This window comes from Chromobacterium haemolyticum DSM 19808 (genome assembly GCF_000711885.1).
In the GTDB taxonomy this organism is placed as follows: domain Bacteria; phylum Pseudomonadota; class Gammaproteobacteria; order Burkholderiales; family Chromobacteriaceae; genus Chromobacterium; species Chromobacterium haemolyticum.
This window is the reverse complement of the sequence record NZ_JONK01000004.1, coordinates 84950-100305: the sequence shown is the minus strand read 5'-3', so window position 1 is coordinate 100305 and position 15356 is coordinate 84950. Positions and strand designations below refer to the sequence as shown.

General features: G+C 60.4%; 16 protein-coding genes. 7 read left to right on the top strand and 9 right to left on the bottom strand.

The features are described 5' to 3' along the window. Positions 1-51: 51 nt before the first annotated feature. Complete coding sequence (locus BR71_RS02530; protein WP_019101271.1) at positions 52-255, bottom strand: cold-shock protein; 204 nt, start codon at positions 253-255, stop codon at positions 52-54. A 231-nt stretch (positions 256-486) separates the two neighbouring features. Between BR71_RS02530 and clpS the strand changes: the two genes are divergently transcribed. Both clpS and clpA read left to right on the top strand, forming a co-directional pair. Beyond that, positions 487-795 carry an ATP-dependent Clp protease adapter ClpS gene (clpS, locus tag BR71_RS02525; protein ID WP_019101854.1) on the top strand — a complete coding sequence of 103 codons (309 nt, stop codon included), beginning with the start codon at positions 487-489 and terminating at the stop codon, positions 793-795. Continuing rightward, a complete protein-coding gene (clpA, locus tag BR71_RS02520) occupies positions 795-3071 on the top strand; it encodes an ATP-dependent Clp protease ATP-binding subunit ClpA (RefSeq protein ID WP_043632262.1) in 2277 nt (758 codons plus the stop codon). The genes clpS and clpA overlap by 1 nt, the downstream gene beginning before the upstream one ends. A 53-nt stretch (positions 3072-3124) precedes the next feature. Here clpA and xerD read toward each other — a convergent pair whose 3' ends face one another. The 8 genes from xerD to BR71_RS02480 form a co-directional block, all read right to left on the bottom strand. Next, positions 3125-4033 (bottom strand): site-specific tyrosine recombinase XerD, encoded by a 909-nt coding sequence (gene xerD / locus BR71_RS02515; protein ID WP_425265916.1) that lies wholly within the window; start codon positions 4031-4033, stop codon positions 3125-3127. A 198-nt stretch (positions 4034-4231) separates the two neighbouring features. After that, positions 4232-4699, bottom strand: coding sequence for a methylated-DNA--[protein]-cysteine S-methyltransferase (locus tag BR71_RS02510; protein WP_043632259.1), 468 nt, complete (start codon positions 4697-4699; stop codon positions 4232-4234). Between the two features lie 91 nt (positions 4700-4790). Continuing rightward, entirely contained in the window at positions 4791-5159 is a 369-nt protein-coding gene (gene rplS, locus BR71_RS02505) for a 50S ribosomal protein L19 (RefSeq protein ID WP_019102875.1), read from the bottom strand. Positions 5160-5162: 3 nt separating this feature from the next. Next, entirely contained in the window at positions 5163-5930 is a 768-nt protein-coding gene (trmD, locus tag BR71_RS02500) for a tRNA (guanosine(37)-N1)-methyltransferase TrmD (RefSeq protein ID WP_019102876.1), read from the bottom strand. After that, positions 5930-6436, bottom strand: a complete 507-nt coding sequence (gene rimM, locus BR71_RS02495) for a ribosome maturation factor RimM (RefSeq protein WP_043632256.1) — start codon at positions 6434-6436, stop codon at positions 5930-5932. Before rimM ends, trmD begins: the two co-directional genes overlap by 1 nt. 35 nt (positions 6437-6471) lie before the next feature. Next, complete coding sequence (rpsP, locus tag BR71_RS02490) at positions 6472-6720, bottom strand: 30S ribosomal protein S16 (protein ID WP_019102878.1); 249 nt, start codon at positions 6718-6720, stop codon at positions 6472-6474. A 107-nt stretch (positions 6721-6827) separates the two neighbouring features. After that, on the bottom strand, positions 6828-9503 hold the full coding sequence (locus tag BR71_RS02485; protein WP_019102879.1) for a bifunctional acetate--CoA ligase family protein/GNAT family N-acetyltransferase: 2676 nt from the start codon (positions 9501-9503) through the stop codon (positions 6828-6830). Continuing rightward, positions 9500-10510, bottom strand: a complete 1011-nt coding sequence (locus BR71_RS02480; RefSeq protein WP_043632778.1) for a cation diffusion facilitator family transporter — start codon at positions 10508-10510, stop codon at positions 9500-9502. Before BR71_RS02480 ends, BR71_RS02485 begins: the two co-directional genes overlap by 4 nt. Before the next feature lie 188 nt (positions 10511-10698). Here BR71_RS02480 and nadA point away from each other — a divergent pair, with 188 nt between their 5' ends. The 5 genes from nadA (at position 10699) to rpoS (ending at position 15315) form a co-directional block, all read left to right on the top strand. Further along, positions 10699-11616, top strand: coding sequence for a quinolinate synthase NadA (nadA, locus tag BR71_RS02475; RefSeq protein WP_043632253.1), 918 nt, complete (start codon positions 10699-10701; stop codon positions 11614-11616). A 130-nt stretch (positions 11617-11746) separates the two neighbouring features. Then, a complete protein-coding gene (surE, locus tag BR71_RS02470; RefSeq protein ID WP_019102882.1) occupies positions 11747-12493 on the top strand; it encodes a 5'/3'-nucleotidase SurE in 747 nt (248 codons plus the stop codon). Beyond that, a complete protein-coding gene (locus BR71_RS02465) occupies positions 12475-13146 on the top strand; it encodes a protein-L-isoaspartate(D-aspartate) O-methyltransferase (RefSeq protein WP_043632250.1) in 672 nt (223 codons plus the stop codon). The genes surE and BR71_RS02465 overlap by 19 nt, the downstream gene beginning before the upstream one ends. A gap of 170 nt (positions 13147-13316) precedes the next feature. Further along, complete coding sequence (locus BR71_RS02460) at positions 13317-14318, top strand: peptidoglycan DD-metalloendopeptidase family protein (RefSeq protein ID WP_244269579.1); 1002 nt, start codon at positions 13317-13319, stop codon at positions 14316-14318. Between the two features lie 49 nt (positions 14319-14367). After that, the gene (gene rpoS, locus BR71_RS02455; RefSeq protein ID WP_019102885.1) at positions 14368-15315 is read left to right on the top strand and encodes an RNA polymerase sigma factor RpoS; all 948 of its coding nucleotides are present in this window, start codon (positions 14368-14370) and stop codon (positions 15313-15315) included. The last annotated feature ends 41 nt before the right edge of the window (positions 15316-15356 follow it).

Here is a 15356-nt window from a genome sequence, read left to right as displayed (position 1 = left end):
ATCAATCAGCTGGGCTGTTTGCCTTACGGCAGACAGACAGTAAAACCGGTGTTACGCGTTCTGAATATTAGACGCTTGCTTGCCCTTCGGACCGGACACCACTTCAAAGCTTACACGCTGCCCTTCTTTCAGGGTTTTGAAGCCTTGCATGTTGATGGCCGAGAAGTGAGCGAACAAGTCTTCGCCGCCTTCATCCGGAGTAATGAAGCCAAAACCTTTAGCGTCATTGAACCACTTAACGGTACCTAATGCCATTCTTACTTCCTTGCAAAAAAAGGCTGGTGAAGCCGACCAACTTAGAGCTTAATAAGAGTTGTCTGGCTTGCCTAGCGCAAAAAAATGCCAAACAGTTAAGCCAAGCACCAGCTGCATTTCTACGCAACCCGCCGCTCATCGTCAAGTCGAAGAGGAAAAGTGCCAGTCCCCTTGAAAAAAACTCTCGGGGAACCCAAATTGAAGTAAGACGCAGATTCCACGAAAGCCGACATGTCTACGCAGTTCAAGGACGATGCCATACAAGAGGCGTCCCGGGTTAGGGAAAACCCACCCCCGATGTATAAGGTCTTGTTATTGAACGATGATTTCACCCCAATGGATTTTGTGATCCAGGTTCTCCAGCAGTTCTTCTACATGAACCGCGAAAAGGCCACTCACATCATGCTGCAAGTCCACACGCAAGGTCACGGCGTGTGTGGCGTTTATACCAAAGACGTGGCTGCAACAAAGGTCGAGCAGGTGTTGCAATATGCGAAAGCGCACCAGCATCCGCTCCAGTGCGTTATGGAGGAAAACTGATGATTGCCCAGGAGCTTGAAGTAAGCCTGCACATGGCGTTCATGGACGCAAGGCGCAAGCGCCACGAGTTCATCAGCGTGGAGCATCTGTTACTCGCGATGACCGACAACCCGTCGGCTGCCGAAGTACTGCGCGCATGTGGAGCCAATATCGACCAGCTGAAAAAACAGCTGGGCGATTTTATCGATGAGCACACCCCCACCGTGCCTGGAGAGGCGGAGGTGGAAACTCAACCCACACTCGGCTTCCAGCGCGTGATTCAGCGCGCCATCCTGCACGTGCAGTCTTCCGGCAAAAAAGAGGTGACCGGGGCTAACATTCTGGTGGCCATCTTTGGCGAGAAGGACTCCCACGCGGTGTACTACCTGCACCAGCAAGGCATTTCGCGGCTGGACGTGGTGAATTTCATTTCTCATGGAATCACCAAGCAGCGCTCGCAGCAGCAACCGCAAGAGCCGCGCGACAGCAGCGGCGAAGCGGAGAGCGAGGAACAGGCCACCGGTCCGGGCGGCGCCTTGGAAAACTACACGCAGAACCTCAACCAGCAGGCGCGCGAAGGCAAGATAGATCCGCTGATCGGCCGCGAATCCGAGTTGGAACGCACCGTTCAGATCCTGTGCCGCCGCCGCAAGAACAACCCGCTGCTGGTGGGCGAAGCCGGCGTGGGCAAAACCGCCATCGCCGAAGGCTTGGCGCGCCGCATCGTCAACGGCGAAGTGCCGGAGATTCTGGCCAAATCCACCGTTTACGCACTGGACATGGGCGCGCTGCTGGCCGGCACCAAATACCGCGGCGACTTCGAACAGCGGCTGAAGGCGGTGATCAAGCAACTGACCGAGGACAGCAACGCCATTCTGTTCATCGATGAGATTCATACCCTGATCGGTGCCGGCGCGGCCTCGGGCGGCACGCTGGACGCGTCCAATCTGCTCAAGCCCGCCCTCTCCAACGGCAGCCTGCGCTGCATCGGGGCGACCACCTACAACGAGTACCGCAGCATCTTCGAAAAGGACAACGCGCTGTCGCGCCGTTTCCAGAAGATCGACGTCAACGAACCGACGGTGGAACAAACCGTGGAAATCCTCAAGGGGCTGAAGTCGCGCTTCGAGGCTCACCACGGCGTCAAGTACACGCAATCCGCGCTATCCACCGCGGCAGAGCTGTCGGCGCGCTTCATCAACGATCGCCATCTGCCGGACAAAGCCATCGACGTGATAGACGAGGCCGGCGCCGCGCAGAAAATTCTGCCCAAGTCCAAGCAGAAAAAGGTCATCAACAAGACCGAGATCGAGGACATCGTCGCCAAGATCGCGCGCATTCCGCCCAAGACCGTATCGTCCGATGACAAGAACGTGCTGAAGAACCTTGAGCGCGATCTGAAAAACGTGGTGTTCGGGCAGGAGAAGGCCATCGAAGGACTGGCCAGCGCCATCAAGATGACGCGATCCGGCTTGGGCAATCCGCAAAAGCCAATCGGATCCTTCCTGTTCTCCGGCCCCACCGGTGTTGGCAAGACGGAGGTGGCGCGCCAGCTAGCCTATATTCTGGGCGTGGAGTTGATCCGCTTCGACATGTCCGAATACATGGAACGCCATGCGGTGTCCAGGCTGATCGGCGCGCCTCCGGGCTATGTCGGGTTCGAACAGGGCGGCCAACTGACGGAAGCGATCAACAAGCATCCGTACGCGGTCGTGTTGCTGGATGAGATCGAAAAAGCACATCCTGACATCTACAACGTGCTGCTGCAGGTGATGGACCACGGCACGCTGACCGACAACAACGGCCGCAAGGCGGATTTCCGCAACGTGGTGATCATCATGACCACCAACGCAGGCGCCGAGTCTTTGTCCAAGCCCACTCTGGGCTTCACTCAGACCAAGGCGACCGGCGACGAGATGGGAGACATCAAGAAGCAGTTCAGTCCGGAATTCCGCAACCGTCTGGACGCCATCATCCCGTTCAAGATGCTGGACGAGCAGATCATCTTGCAAGTGGTGGACAAGTTCCTGATGCAGTTGGAACAGCAGCTGGCCGAGAAGCGGGTGGATATCCACTTCACCGACGAACTGCGCCGCTACCTGGCTAAGAACGGTTTCGATCCGCTGATGGGCGCCCGCCCGATGGCGCGTCTGATTCAAGACACGCTGCGCAAGGCGCTGGCAGACGAGTTGCTGTTCGGCCGGCTGGTCACCGGCGGTGAAGTCACCGTCACCGTGGTGGACGACAAGGTAGAGCTGCAATTCGACCACCAGGCTCTGACGCCCGAACCCGCCTGATTTTGCTTACGCAACACGCAACGCCCGCTAAAGCGGGCGTTTTTCTTTTCGTCTCAACCGCGCGGATGATGCTTGGCGTGCAGCTGTTTCAAGCGCTCCCGCGCCACATGGGTATAAATCTGCGTGGTGGATATGTCCGAATGCCCCAGCAAGAGCTGCACCACGCGCAAATCCGCGCCGTGATTGACCAGATGGGTGGCGAAAGCATGTCGCAACACATGCGGGCTCACTGACGGCAAGCCCTGCCGCTTGGCGTACTGCGAAATCAAATGCCAAGCCATCTGCCTCGTCATGCCCGCCTTGCGCTGGGTCACGAACACGGTGTCGCAGACCGCTCCCGCCAACAAGAGCGGCCTCGCCTCTACCAAATAGCGCTGCAGCCACTCCTGAGCCAGTTCGCCCAAGGGCACCAATCTTTCCTTATTGCCCTTGCCCATGGTCTTGACCAAGCCGTCCAGCAAGTTCACCTGCTGCAGCGTCAGGCCCACTAGCTCCGACACGCGCAGGCCGCTGGCGTAAAGCAGCTCCAGCATCGCCCGGTCGCGCAGGCCCAAGGGCGTGGCCACATCGGGCGCCTCCAGCAAGGCCTCCACATGCCGCTCGGACAGAGACTTGGGCAAACGCGGCCCTTGCTTGGGCGCGCGTAAGCGGGCGCAAGGGTCGTCATCGCGCAACCCCGCCTGCGTCAGATATTGATAAAAGCGCTTCATCGCCGACACCATCCGCGCCCGGGTAGCCGGTTTCTCGCGATCCACCCCAAGCAATAACGCCTGCTCCAGCTGCTCGGGGCCAGCCTCCGTCAAACGCGCGCCGCTATCTCCCAGACGCGCGGCCAGCTTGCCAAGATCGCGTCGATACGCGGCCAGGGTGTTCTTGGACAAACCATCGCTCAGCCATAGCTGGTCCAAAAACGCATCGATGGCTTCCTCGGCCGCCTTCATCTCTTCGCTGCTCGTATCCATTTTGTCGTCGTCCGCTGAAGTGCGCGTCAAGCCGCCCGCGCGGAACACCCATGCCGAATAATCTTCAGTCTTTGTCCGACTCACCGGCAAAACATTCCCTCGCAAGTCCTACCTCTTCATCACGCGCGAGCCGGGCCTAGCGTAAAGATATCCAGAACGGCGCGCAAAACATCCGTCTTGCGCCTATCTTAGCGCTGCTCAACACCCAAACTCATGCGCCAGCAGCCACTGCTTGATGTCGACGGTTTCCCGGCCCAATGAGCGATTAAAGCCGCCCAGGCTATTGCGAGCCACCACGCGGTGGCAAGGCACGATGATGGGCACAGGATTGCGTCCGCAGGCATTGCCCACCGCCCGCGCCGACGAACCCAGCGCCGTGGCGATATCCTGATAGCGCCTCATCTGCCCGCAAGGAATCCTCTCTATCTCGCCCCAAACACGCAGTTGGTGTTCGCTGCCCTGCAAACGGTAGGGCAGGCTGAAGCCGAAACGCGGATCAACGAAATAAGCGCGCAGTTGCTCCGCCACCTCTTGTTCCAGGCTGCGCGGCATCGGCGGTCTGAGAGCTTGCCGCTCAGCCAAGAATTCCAGATTCACAAGCGCGCCGTCGAGACACAAAATGCCCAGCTGCCCGAACGGCGCGTCGATTACCGCGCTGTATTCCATTTTCCGCCTCCGACGCTCCGGCAATAAAAAAGCGCAAGGCATCGCCTTGCGCTTTGAACCGTCATCAAGCCTAAGCCTGACTCGACAAGGCTTAACCTTGCTTGCGAGCCGGCAGTTTTTCCTTGATGCGTGCGGATTTGCCGGTGCGGCCGCGCAGGTAGTACAGCTTGGCGCGACGCACGTCGCCGCGGCGCTTCACTTCAACGGAAGCCACCAGCGGGGAGTAGGTTTGGAAAGTACGCTCTACGCCTTCGCCGGCGGACATCTTGCGCACGGTGAAAGCGCTGTTCAGGCCAGCGTTTTTCTTGGCGATAACCACGCCTTCGTAAGCCTGCAGACGTTCGCGGTTGCCTTCCTTAACCTTCACCTGAACGACGATGGTGTCGCCCGGTGCGAATTCCGGCAGGGTCTTGCCCAGGCGGGCGATTTCTTCTTGCTCGAGTTTCTGGATCAGATCCATGATTCACTCCTGGTTTTTCTGGAGATCTTGTTCCTGCTGGTACTCCGCCAGCAGCCGAGATTCCTGTTTTGTCAAAATACGGCCTTGCAGCAAATCCGGGCGACGTTGCATCGTCCTGCCCAGCGCCTGTTTCAGCCGCCATTTAGCGATCAGCGCATGATTACCGGACAACAACACATCCGGCACCCGCATGCCCTGATAGTCTTCGGGTCGGGTATAGTGCGGACAATCAAGAAGCCCGTCCACAAATGAATCTTCGTAAGCCGACTGCGCGTCGTTCAGGACGCCTGGGAGCAAACGCACCACCGCATCCATCAACACCATGGCCGGCAGCTCGCCGCCGGACAAAACGTAGTCGCCGATGGAAATCTCCTCGTCGACTTCGCGCTGGATCAACCTTTCATCCACGCCCTCGTAGCGGCCGCACAGCAGGATCAAGCCCGCTCGCTGCGACAGCTCCGCCGCCTTCTCATGCGTAAGCGGACGGCCTTGGGGTGAAAGATAAATCACATGGCTGCGCTCGGCTCCGGCTTGCGCCTGCCTCGCCCTGGCCGCAGCGATCGACTGCGCCAATGGCTCAATCTGCATCACCATGCCGGGGCCGCCGCCATAAGGCCGGTCGTCAACCCGGCGGTAGTTGTCGTGCGTGAAATCGCGAGGATTCCAAGCCTGAAAACCCCAAATGCCCAAATCAAGCGCCCGCTGGCTAACGCCAAAGCGGGCGATGGAATCGAACATCTCCGGAAACAGCGTTACCGCGTCGATTTGCATCAGTAGTCCAGACCCCAGTCCACCTGGATCTTGCCTTCGGCAAGCTGGACTTCCAGCACATACTGATCCACAAAGGGAATCATGCGCTGAGCGTCCGCGCCCTGCACTACCAACAGATCATGGGCGCCGGTTTCCATCAATTCACTGACTTTGCCCAGCACTTCGCCTTGCTGATTGACGACTTCCAGGCCGATCAGATCAGCCCAGTAGTATTCGCCTTCTTCAGCGGCCGGCAACTCTGCGCGCGGCACAGCGATCTGCATGCCGCGCAAGGCTTCGGCCGCATCGCGGTCTTCCACGCCTTCCAGCTTGGCGGCAAGCGCCTTGGGCTGGAGAGCGCCATTTTCAAATGTGTACGGCCTCCAGTCGTTCTCCTTGCCCAGCCACCAGACCGGGTAGTCGAACAGACCGTCAGCGTATTCGGTGTCGGCCTGGACTTTTACCCAGCCCTTGACACCAAAGGCGCCACGCACAAACCCCATCACTACGAGATCTTCGCTGCGCATGCGCCTAGTCCGTCAGTTGATGTATCAACGAACGCTTAGGCAGCGGCCTTCTGCTCTTTCAGCAGCTTGGCAACGGCGTCGGAAACTTGAGCGCCAACGCCTACCCAGTGGTTCAGGCGGTCCATGGTGAAACGGACGCGCTCTTGCTTCTCGTTGGCAACCGGGTTGTAGAAGCCAACGCGCTCGATGAAGCGACCGTCACGACGGTTACGGGAATCGGTCACCACGATGTTGTAGAACGGACGGTTCTTGGCGCCGCCACGTGCCAGACGAATCACTACCATTGTCGATTGTCCTTGAATAAAAACGGTATGTAGAAAAGCCCACGATTTTAGGTCAGTTTTCCCTTATCTTGCAAGCGCTTAATGCAAGACGGCTGTCAAGCCCGCCGTTACAAGCTCTTGGACACCATGGTCAGGGCCCGGTCTTCCGGGTGAGGCTCAACGGAAAACCCCAGCTTGTGCATCAGTTTCAGCATACCCTTGTTGCCGGCCAACACCTCGCCGCGCATCACTTTCAGGCCCTGCTCGCGCGCCGCGTCGAACAAGGCGCTCATCAATAAATAACCTATGCCCTTGCCCTGCCAACGGTCGGCCACTTCCAGCGCGAACTCGCAGCCTTCGTTGTCCGGATCGGTGATGAAGCGGGCCACCGCCAGCATTTCCTCGCCGTCCTTGTGTTCCCGCGTCATCGCCAACGCCATTTCGCGGTCGTAATCCAGCTGGGTGAAACGCACCAACATGCTTTGCGACAATTGCTTGATGCTGGACAGGTAGCGGTTGTAGCGGCTTTCCTCGGACAGATTGCGCACAAACTCCTGTTGCATATCCGCATCTTCCGGCCGCACCGGCCGCACCATTACATTGGTGCCGTCGTTCAGTTTGGCGCACACCACCATGTGGCTGGGATAAGGCATGATCGCCATATGACCGTAGCGCTTCAAATCCGGCCGCCGCGGCCGCACGATGATGCGGGCGTCGAGCGCGATCACCCCCTGCTCGTCGGCCACCAACGGATTAATGTCCATTTCGCGCAGTTCCGGCAGTTCGCACACCATTTCCGACACATGCAGCAGCACATCCTCTAATTCGTCCTGATCCACCGCCGGCAGGTTCTTGAACGCCCCCAGCAACTGGCCGATGCGGGTATGGCGGATCATGCTGGCCACTAGATAACCGTTGAGCGGCGGCAGCGACAGCGCGCGGTCGTGCATCACCTCCACCGCGATGCCCCCGGCGCCGAAAGTGATCACTGGACCGAAGGCCTCGTCGTGGGTAACGCCCACCATCACTTCGCGGGCGAAGCGGCGCTTGCGCATCGGCTGCACCGAGACCCCGTCAATGCGCGCCTCCGGTCTAGCCTGCCGCGTGCGGCTGATGATGGCGTCGAATGCCTCGCGCAGCGTCGCCTCGTTGCTGATGTTCAGTTCCACTCCGCCAACGTCGGACTTATAAATAATGTCCGGCGAATCGATCTTCAGCACCACAGGGTAACCAATCTTGTCGGCCTGCTTGACCGCCTCGTTGGCGGTACGCGCCAGCCGGGTGGGATTGACCGGGATCTGAAAAGCGGCCAGCACTTCCTTTGACTCCCGCTCGGACAAGATATCCCGCCCATCCTTCAGCGCGGCGGCGATGACCTTGCGCGCCTTGGCCACATCCGGATCCGCGCGCTTGCCTTCCAGCGGCCCCGGGGTCTGCAACAGCAACTGCTGGTTGCGCTGGTAGGCCGCCAGATTGCGGAATACCTCAATGCCGTACTCCGGCGCGCGGAAGTGCGCGCATTTGGCCTTGGAAAACAGTTCGCGGCTTTCCGACACCTTGGCGTCGCCCAGCCAGGACAAAAACAGCGGCTTGCTGGATTCGCGTTGCAAGCCAATCATCAACTGCGCGGTTGTCAGGTGATCCGTGCCGGCCTGTGGAGTAAACACCACCATCACGCCGTCCACATTGGGATCGTCCAAACAGGCCTTCACCGCGGTGCGAAAACGCGAGGGACTGGCGTCGCCGATGATGTCCAGCGGATTGCCTCGCGACCAATTGCGCGGCAAGACGCCGTTGAGCAGTTCCATGGTGGCGTCGGATAGCTTGGCCAGCTCCACCCGGTTGGAATAGGCGCTGTCCGCGGCCAGCACGCCGGGGCCGATGCCGTTGGTGACGATGGCCAACCGCTTGCCGCCCACCCGGTAGTTGGCGGCAAGCACTTTGGCGGCGGTGAACAACTGGGCAATGGTGTCCACGCGCAGCACGCCTGCACGCGCCAGCGCGGCGTCGAACACATCGCCGCTTTCCACCAGATTGCTTGAGTGTGTGACCCCGGTCACCGCGTCTTCGTAACGCCCGGATTTGATCACCACCACCGGCTTGGTCCTCGCCGCGGCGCGCAAGGCAGACATGAAACGGCGCGCGTCGTGAATGTGGTGGACATGCAACAGAATGCCCTGGGTGAAGTTGTCCGCCACCAGGTAATCCAGAATTTCGCCAAAGCCGACGTCCAAGGCGTTGCCCACCGAAATCACGCTGGAAAAACCGATGCCCTTGCTGTCCGCCCAGTCCAGCATCGCCGTGCACAACGCCGACGACTGCGACACCAGCGCCAGATTGCCCGGCCTCACCTTGCTGGTGTAGTTGCTGGCATTGAAGCCCGCCACCGGCCGCATCAGGCCCAGCACGTTGGGCCCTAGGATGCGGATGCCGAAATGACGGCTGATCGACAGCGTCTCGTTGATGATCTCCCGCTCCAGCTGCTCGCTGTCCGCGAACTCCTTGGCCAGCAGCACCGCCTTGATGCCCTTCTTGCCGCAATCCTTCATGATTGCCGGCAAAGTCCGCGTGGCGGTCACCACCACCGCCAGGTCCACGGGTTCGCTGATCTGGCGCACCGAAGCCACCGCGGGCACCCCGGCCACCACCTTGTGGTTGAGGTTGACCGGAAACAGCTTGCCCTGGAAGTTGCCCGCCAGCAGATTGGCGAACACCGCCTGCCCGATCGAGCCCGGCGTGTCGCTGGCGCCGATCACGGCTACGCTGCGAGGCGAAAACAACGGTGTCAGGTAATGCGGCCTCATTGATGCTTATCCTCGGAAATAATGGTAACCGGCACGGTTTTCCCCGCCGGCGGCGGCAGGGGCCACTCCGGCTGCAAAGTCACATGATCGATGCCGAACTCGCGCGACAGCATGCGCTGACAGGCGGCCAGGATGCGCGGCCAATCCTGCGGCGCGCTCACCTGCAAATGCGCAGACAAGGCCACGCGGTCGGCAGCCATGGTCCAGATGTGCAGATCATGCACCGACCTCACCCCGGCGATGCCGCCCAAGGCGCGACCGATGCGGTTGAAATCCAGCTCCGCCGGCACCTCTTCCATCAACACCGCCAACGACTTGCGCAACAACCTCCAAGTCGACGACAGGATCAGGCAGGCCACCAGCATGGACAAGATCGGGTCCGCCGGCGTCCAGCCGGTCCAAAACACAATGGCCCCGGACGCGATCGCGGCCAGCGAGCCCAACAAATCTCCCATGACGTGCAGCAGCGCCGCCTTGCTGTTCAAACTGTGCGCGCCGCGGCTCAGAATCCACGCGGCCAGCACATTCACCATCAAGCCCACCACCGCGATGCCCATCACGCCCAGGCCGTTGACCGGATGCGGCTCCAGCAAACGCCGCACCGCCTCCACCGAAATGAAGACGATGACGCCGAACATGAACAAGCTGTTCAGAAACGCGCCGATCACCTCCGCGCGGCCATGACCGAAGGAATGCGACTCGTCCGCCGGACGGCGGCCTATATGCGCAACCCACAAGGCCAGCAGCAGCGATATGGAGTCTGTCAGCATATGGCCGGCGTCGGACAGCAGGGCCAGGGACCCCGTCATCCAGCCGCCCACCGCCTCCACGCAGGCAAAACCTACCGTCAGCAGCGCCACCCAGCGCAAAGCGCGCATGCTGGCGGCGCGCGCCGCGGCCCCCGTCACCCCGCCATGGGGATGACGATGCGGGTGATTGTAATCGTGCTCGTCGTCGTGCTCGCCGCCCGCCGAGCCATCATCATGCAGACTGAACCTTGACGTCATATTGACCTCCGGCAAGCCGAATCCATCTGGCTCCGCTCCGCCGCAAGCGGCCTAACAAGAATGGACTGGCGCGGACACTACAATATTGTTAATCTTTACTGTTTAGCAATAGCTCTTTACTGCACCGCACAAAGTCGCCCACGCTCTGGTTACATCAGAGGCCGAATGGCGGCGGGAGTCGACCCATCATGACGAAACGCGTCGTCACGCTTGCTCATTACTATACCCAGCCTGAAATCCAGCAAATGGCCGACAAGGTTGGCGACAGCCTGGAGCTTTCTTTGTACGCCAAGGAAGCCAATGCCGACATCATCGTTTTTGCCGGCGTGCGCTTCATGGCGGAAACCGCGAAAATTCTCAATCCCCAGGCGGAAGTGATTCTGCCCGACGCGGGCTCCACCTGCTCGTTGGTGACCCAGACCGACGTGGCCGCCTTGGCCAAATGGCGCAAGCAGCACCCGGATCACGTGCACGTGTCCTACATCAACTCCAGCGCCGAGCATAAAGCGCTGTCCGACTGGATCGTCACCAGCCGCAATGTCGACGACATCATTGCCCACCTGTACGCCGAAGGCAAAAAAGTAATCTTCTCGCCGGACCGCAATATGGGCGGCTACCTCAACTACCAGTACGGCTACAACATGCCGCTGTGGTCGGCCGTGTGCGAAGTGCACGACAAATTCAACGAAGCGGCGCTGGACGAGGCCTTCGCGGTTGCCGGCTCGGAAAAATATCTGATCGCCCACCCGGAAAGCCCGCTGCCGGTGCTGAAGAAGGCCGACTACGTAGGCTCCACCTCCGGCATGCTCAACTGGGTCAAGCAATTCTCCGGCAGCTCCGACGCGGTGATCTTTGTCGCTACCGAAGACGGCATCCTCTACAACATGGGTCTGGCCCGCCCAGATCTGGACCTGCGCCAGGCGCCGATCTACGCCGGCTGCCAATGCAACTCCTGTCCGTACATGAAGATGAACACCATAGAAGCGGTGAAGCGCGCGCAACAGGGCGTGGGCTTGCGCATCGACTACCTCAACCGGGAGCAAATGGACGCGGCGCGGCTGCCGATCGAGCGCATGTTGGAATTCAGCCAGCGTTATTACGCCTGAGCCGCCTTCCCCAACCCGCCCACCGGCGGGTTTTGTTTATCGGTCTTCCACGCCGGACTTTTCCGCGTCATCGTTGGAGCGATACAATCAGCCGGGCCACCTTTGCCGGCCAAAACAATAGAAAGACAACATGAAGTTTCTCATCAGCAACGACGACGGTTATTTCGCTCCGGGACTGGCCATGCTGGCGCAAACCCTGTCCCGCCACGGCGAAGTCGTCATTGTCGCGCCGGAGCGGGACCGCAGCGGCGCCAGCAACTCCCTGACCCTGGATCGCCCCTTGACCGTGCGCAAGGCCGCCAACGGCTTTCACTACGTCAACGGCACCCCCACCGACTGCGTGCACCTCGCCGTGACCGGCATGCTGGACTTCAAACCGGACATGGTGTTCAGCGGCATCAACCACGGCCCCAATATGGGCGACGATACCTTGTACTCCGGCACCGTGGCCGCCGCCACCGAAGGCTTCATGCTGGGCATCCCCTCCATCGCGGTGTCGCTGGCGGGCTATAGCGGCCAGCACTTCGCCAGCGCCGGGCTGGTCGTCGATCAACTGGTGGAACGCTGCAAACGGACCCCGTTCCGCGAGCCCGTGCTGCTCAACGTCAACGTGCCCGACATCGCCCCGGAAGCACTGGGTCAATTGACCGTCACCCGCCTGGGCCGCCGCCACTGCGCGCAGCCGGTGATCAAGTCTCAGAATCCGCGCGGCGAGACGATATACTGGGTAGGACCGGTCGGCAATGTGCAAGACGCCGGCGCGGGGACGGATTTCGGCGCGCTGGCCAACAACGATATTTCAGTGACGCCGCTCATGCTGGATTTAACCGCCTATGGCCAACTAGACGGAATCAAAACATGGCTACACCACAGCTGACGCCGGGCCAGCCGGCCTACGGCATGCTTTCCGACCGCACCCGACGCCGCATGGTCGAGCGATTGCGCCAAAACGGCGTGGCCGACGAACGCGTGCTGACCGCGATGTCGGACGTGCCGCGTCACCTGTTTGTAGACCAGGCGCTGGCCACCCGCGCCTATGACGACGTGTCGCTGCCCATAGGCCACGGCCAGACGATATCCCAGCCCTTCACCGTGGCGCGGATGACGGAAATCCTGTTGAATGGCAAGAAGCCGGGCAAGGTTCTGGAGATCGGCACCGGCTGCGGATACCAGACCGCCGTGCTGCTGAAGACCGGCGCCGAGGTCTACTCCATTGAACGCTTGGGCGCCATTCTTGACAAAGCCAGACGCAATTTGCGCGCCGCCAAGCTAGTGCATGCCCGCCTGGTTCACGGCGACGGCCACTTCGGCCTGGCCGAGGCCGCGCCCTTCGACGGCATCATCATGACCGCCGCCGCGCGCAATATCCCCCAGGCCCTGGTTGAACAGCTCAACGACGGCGGCCGCATGATCATGCCGATAGGCGAAGAGGAACAGTACTTGTGGCTGATAGAGAAAACCGCGCAAGGCCTGCAGAAAAGCCGGCTGGACCCGGTGAAATTCGTACCCTTGCTTGCCGGACGCAGTTAGAACTGCAAAAACACAACAGTTTCTTTGTCCGACAATTTATCAAATCACTTAAACAGACTATAAAAAACAAAAGTATGCTAAAAATGCATTGCAGCTATGCATATATATTCACGGCCTCGATCGGCATCGCCCTGAGCGGATGCAGTAGCATCGCCCAGCAGCCGGCCCCCGTGGAAAGCGCAACGCCGGCAGCCGCTCGCAACGCGCCGCCTCCGGCGCCCGCCGCAACAACCGGCAGCAATGCGGCGGTAACAACGCCGTATCAGGATAACGGAGGAGTGTCCGCCGCGCCGATAGGCTCCGTCTCAGCGGCGGGCGCGACAACAAGAGAAAAGACCCATGTGGTTCAGCCGGGGGAGAATCTGTTCCGCATCTCTCTGAACAACGGCCTGAAATACAAGGATGTCGCGGCCTGGAACAACCTGCCGGACAACAATATCAAAGTAGGACAAGTGCTGCGCTTGACCCCGCCCGGCGGAGACGCCTCCCCGGCGGCCAGCGCCGGCCAGCCGACGGCGGCGGCCGCGCCGGCCCAGTCAAGCGCTCCGGTGGAAAGCGCAACTGTCCAAGCTGGCGGTGTCAAGGCCTACCCCAAAGCCCTGAAACTGCCTTATAGCGCAGAAGCAGCAAAAACCTTGTCCGCCCAGAGCGAGGGTGGACCGGGCAACAACAAGAACGCTCAAGCCCCGATCAGCTCCGCCGGCTCGCCGGCGGCGGCAAGCGCTCCGGCCAAGGCCGAAGCCCCGGCGGCGACGCCGTCCAGCAAGCCCGAGGCCAGCAAGCCCGCGGCGAAAGCGGACGAAGACGCGGTGCCGTGGCTATGGCCTACCGAAGGCAAGATGATCCGGGGGTATTCCGATAGCAGCAAGGGCATAGACATCAGCGGCCGTAGCGGCCAGCCGGTGTTGGCGGCGGGAGACGGCAAAGTGGTGTACAGCGGCACGGGCCTGCGCGGCTACGGCAAGCTGATCATCATCAAGCACAATAAATCCTTCCTGTCGGCCTACGCCCACAATAGCCAGTTGCTCGTAAAGGAGGGCCAGTCTGTCAAGCGAGGGCAGAAGATTGCCGAAATGGGCAATTCCGACGCCGACCAAGTGAAACTGCACTTTGAAATCCGCCGCCTCGGTAAACCGGTGGATCCGATGCAGTACCTTGACCATAAGTCCTGACGGGCGGCCGGGGCCCCCGTCCAGGATCAGAAAGAGACGGGGGTAGAACATGAGTAGCGAACTCGACATTCTCGAAGAGCAAGAAATTCTCGACGAGGAAAGCAATGAGGAAGCCGTTGCTGAAGTGGAGGCAGAGGAAGTCGGCGAAGCGCAGCCGGTATACGAAGAAGTTGCCGACGTCACCCAAATCTACCTCAACGATATCGGCAACAACGCTCTGTTGACGCCGCAGGAAGAACTGGCTCTGGCCCGCCGCGTGGTGGCCGGCGAGTTCGAAGCGCGGCAAAAGATGATCGAACACAATCTGCGGCTGGTGGTGAACATCGCCAAGCATTACATCAACCGCGGCCTGGCGCTGCTGGATCTGATCGAGGAAGGCAATATCGGTCTGATGCACGCGCTGGAGAAGTTCGACCCGGAGCGCGGCTTCCGCTTCTCCACCTATGCCACCTGGTGGATTCGCCAGAGCATAGAACGCGCCATCATGAATCAATCTCGCACCATCCGCCTGCCGGTGCATGTGATCAAGGAGCTCAACGTTTATCTACGCGCCTCGCGCCATCTGGAAAGCCAGATCGGCCGCGAGCCGACGCTGGATGAAATCGCCCATCTGGTGGGCAAGCCGGTGGACGATGTGCGCAAGGTGATGAACCTCAACGAGCGCATGGCCTCGCTGGACGCGCCGCTGGATATCGACCCGATGCTGTCGATCGGCGAGTCCATTCCGGACGAACAGCATGACGAGCCGGAAATCCAGTTGCACAACAGCCAGTTGGAACACTTCGTCCATGAATGGCTGGGCCAACTGAACGAGAAGCAAAAACTGGTGATCGAGCGCCGCTACGGCCTCAACGGCTACGAAATCTGCACGCTGGAAGAGTTGGCCGCCGCACTGAGCCTGACCCGCGAACGCGTGCGCCAGATCCAGATTGAAGGCCTGGAACAACTACGCCGCATCCTGCGCCGCAAGGGCATCTCCAAGGACTTTCTGTTGTAGCTCGCGACAGCGTCAGTCGCCGCCAGCAGCCCCCGGTTTCC

Coding starts and splice junctions, on each gene's coding strand:
- BR71_RS02530 (WP_019101271.1), bottom strand. CDS start 255: ATGGCATTAGGTACCGTTAAGTGGTTCAATGACGCTAAAGGTTTTGGC.
- clpS (WP_019101854.1), top strand. CDS start 487: ATGTCTACGCAGTTCAAGGACGATGCCATACAAGAGGCGTCCCGGGTT.
- clpA (WP_043632262.1), top strand. CDS start 795: ATGATTGCCCAGGAGCTTGAAGTAAGCCTGCACATGGCGTTCATGGAC.
- xerD (WP_425265916.1), bottom strand. CDS start 4,033: ATGGATACGAGCAGCGAAGAGATGAAGGCGGCCGAGGAAGCCATCGAT.
- BR71_RS02510 (WP_043632259.1), bottom strand. CDS start 4,699: ATGGAATACAGCGCGGTAATCGACGCGCCGTTCGGGCAGCTGGGCATT.
- rplS (WP_019102875.1), bottom strand. CDS start 5,159: ATGGATCTGATCCAGAAACTCGAGCAAGAAGAAATCGCCCGCCTGGGC.
- trmD (WP_019102876.1), bottom strand. CDS start 5,930: ATGCAAATCGACGCGGTAACGCTGTTTCCGGAGATGTTCGATTCCATC.
- rimM (WP_043632256.1), bottom strand. CDS start 6,436: ATGCGCAGCGAAGATCTCGTAGTGATGGGGTTTGTGCGTGGCGCCTTT.
- rpsP (WP_019102878.1), bottom strand. CDS start 6,720: ATGGTAGTGATTCGTCTGGCACGTGGCGGCGCCAAGAACCGTCCGTTC.
- BR71_RS02485 (WP_019102879.1), bottom strand. CDS start 9,503: ATGAGGCCGCATTACCTGACACCGTTGTTTTCGCCTCGCAGCGTAGCC.
- BR71_RS02480 (WP_043632778.1), bottom strand. CDS start 10,510: ATGACGTCAAGGTTCAGTCTGCATGATGATGGCTCGGCGGGCGGCGAG.
- nadA (WP_043632253.1), top strand. CDS start 10,699: ATGACGAAACGCGTCGTCACGCTTGCTCATTACTATACCCAGCCTGAA.
- surE (WP_019102882.1), top strand. CDS start 11,747: ATGAAGTTTCTCATCAGCAACGACGACGGTTATTTCGCTCCGGGACTG.
- BR71_RS02465 (WP_043632250.1), top strand. CDS start 12,475: ATGGCTACACCACAGCTGACGCCGGGCCAGCCGGCCTACGGCATGCTT.
- rpoS (WP_019102885.1), top strand. CDS start 14,368: ATGAGTAGCGAACTCGACATTCTCGAAGAGCAAGAAATTCTCGACGAG.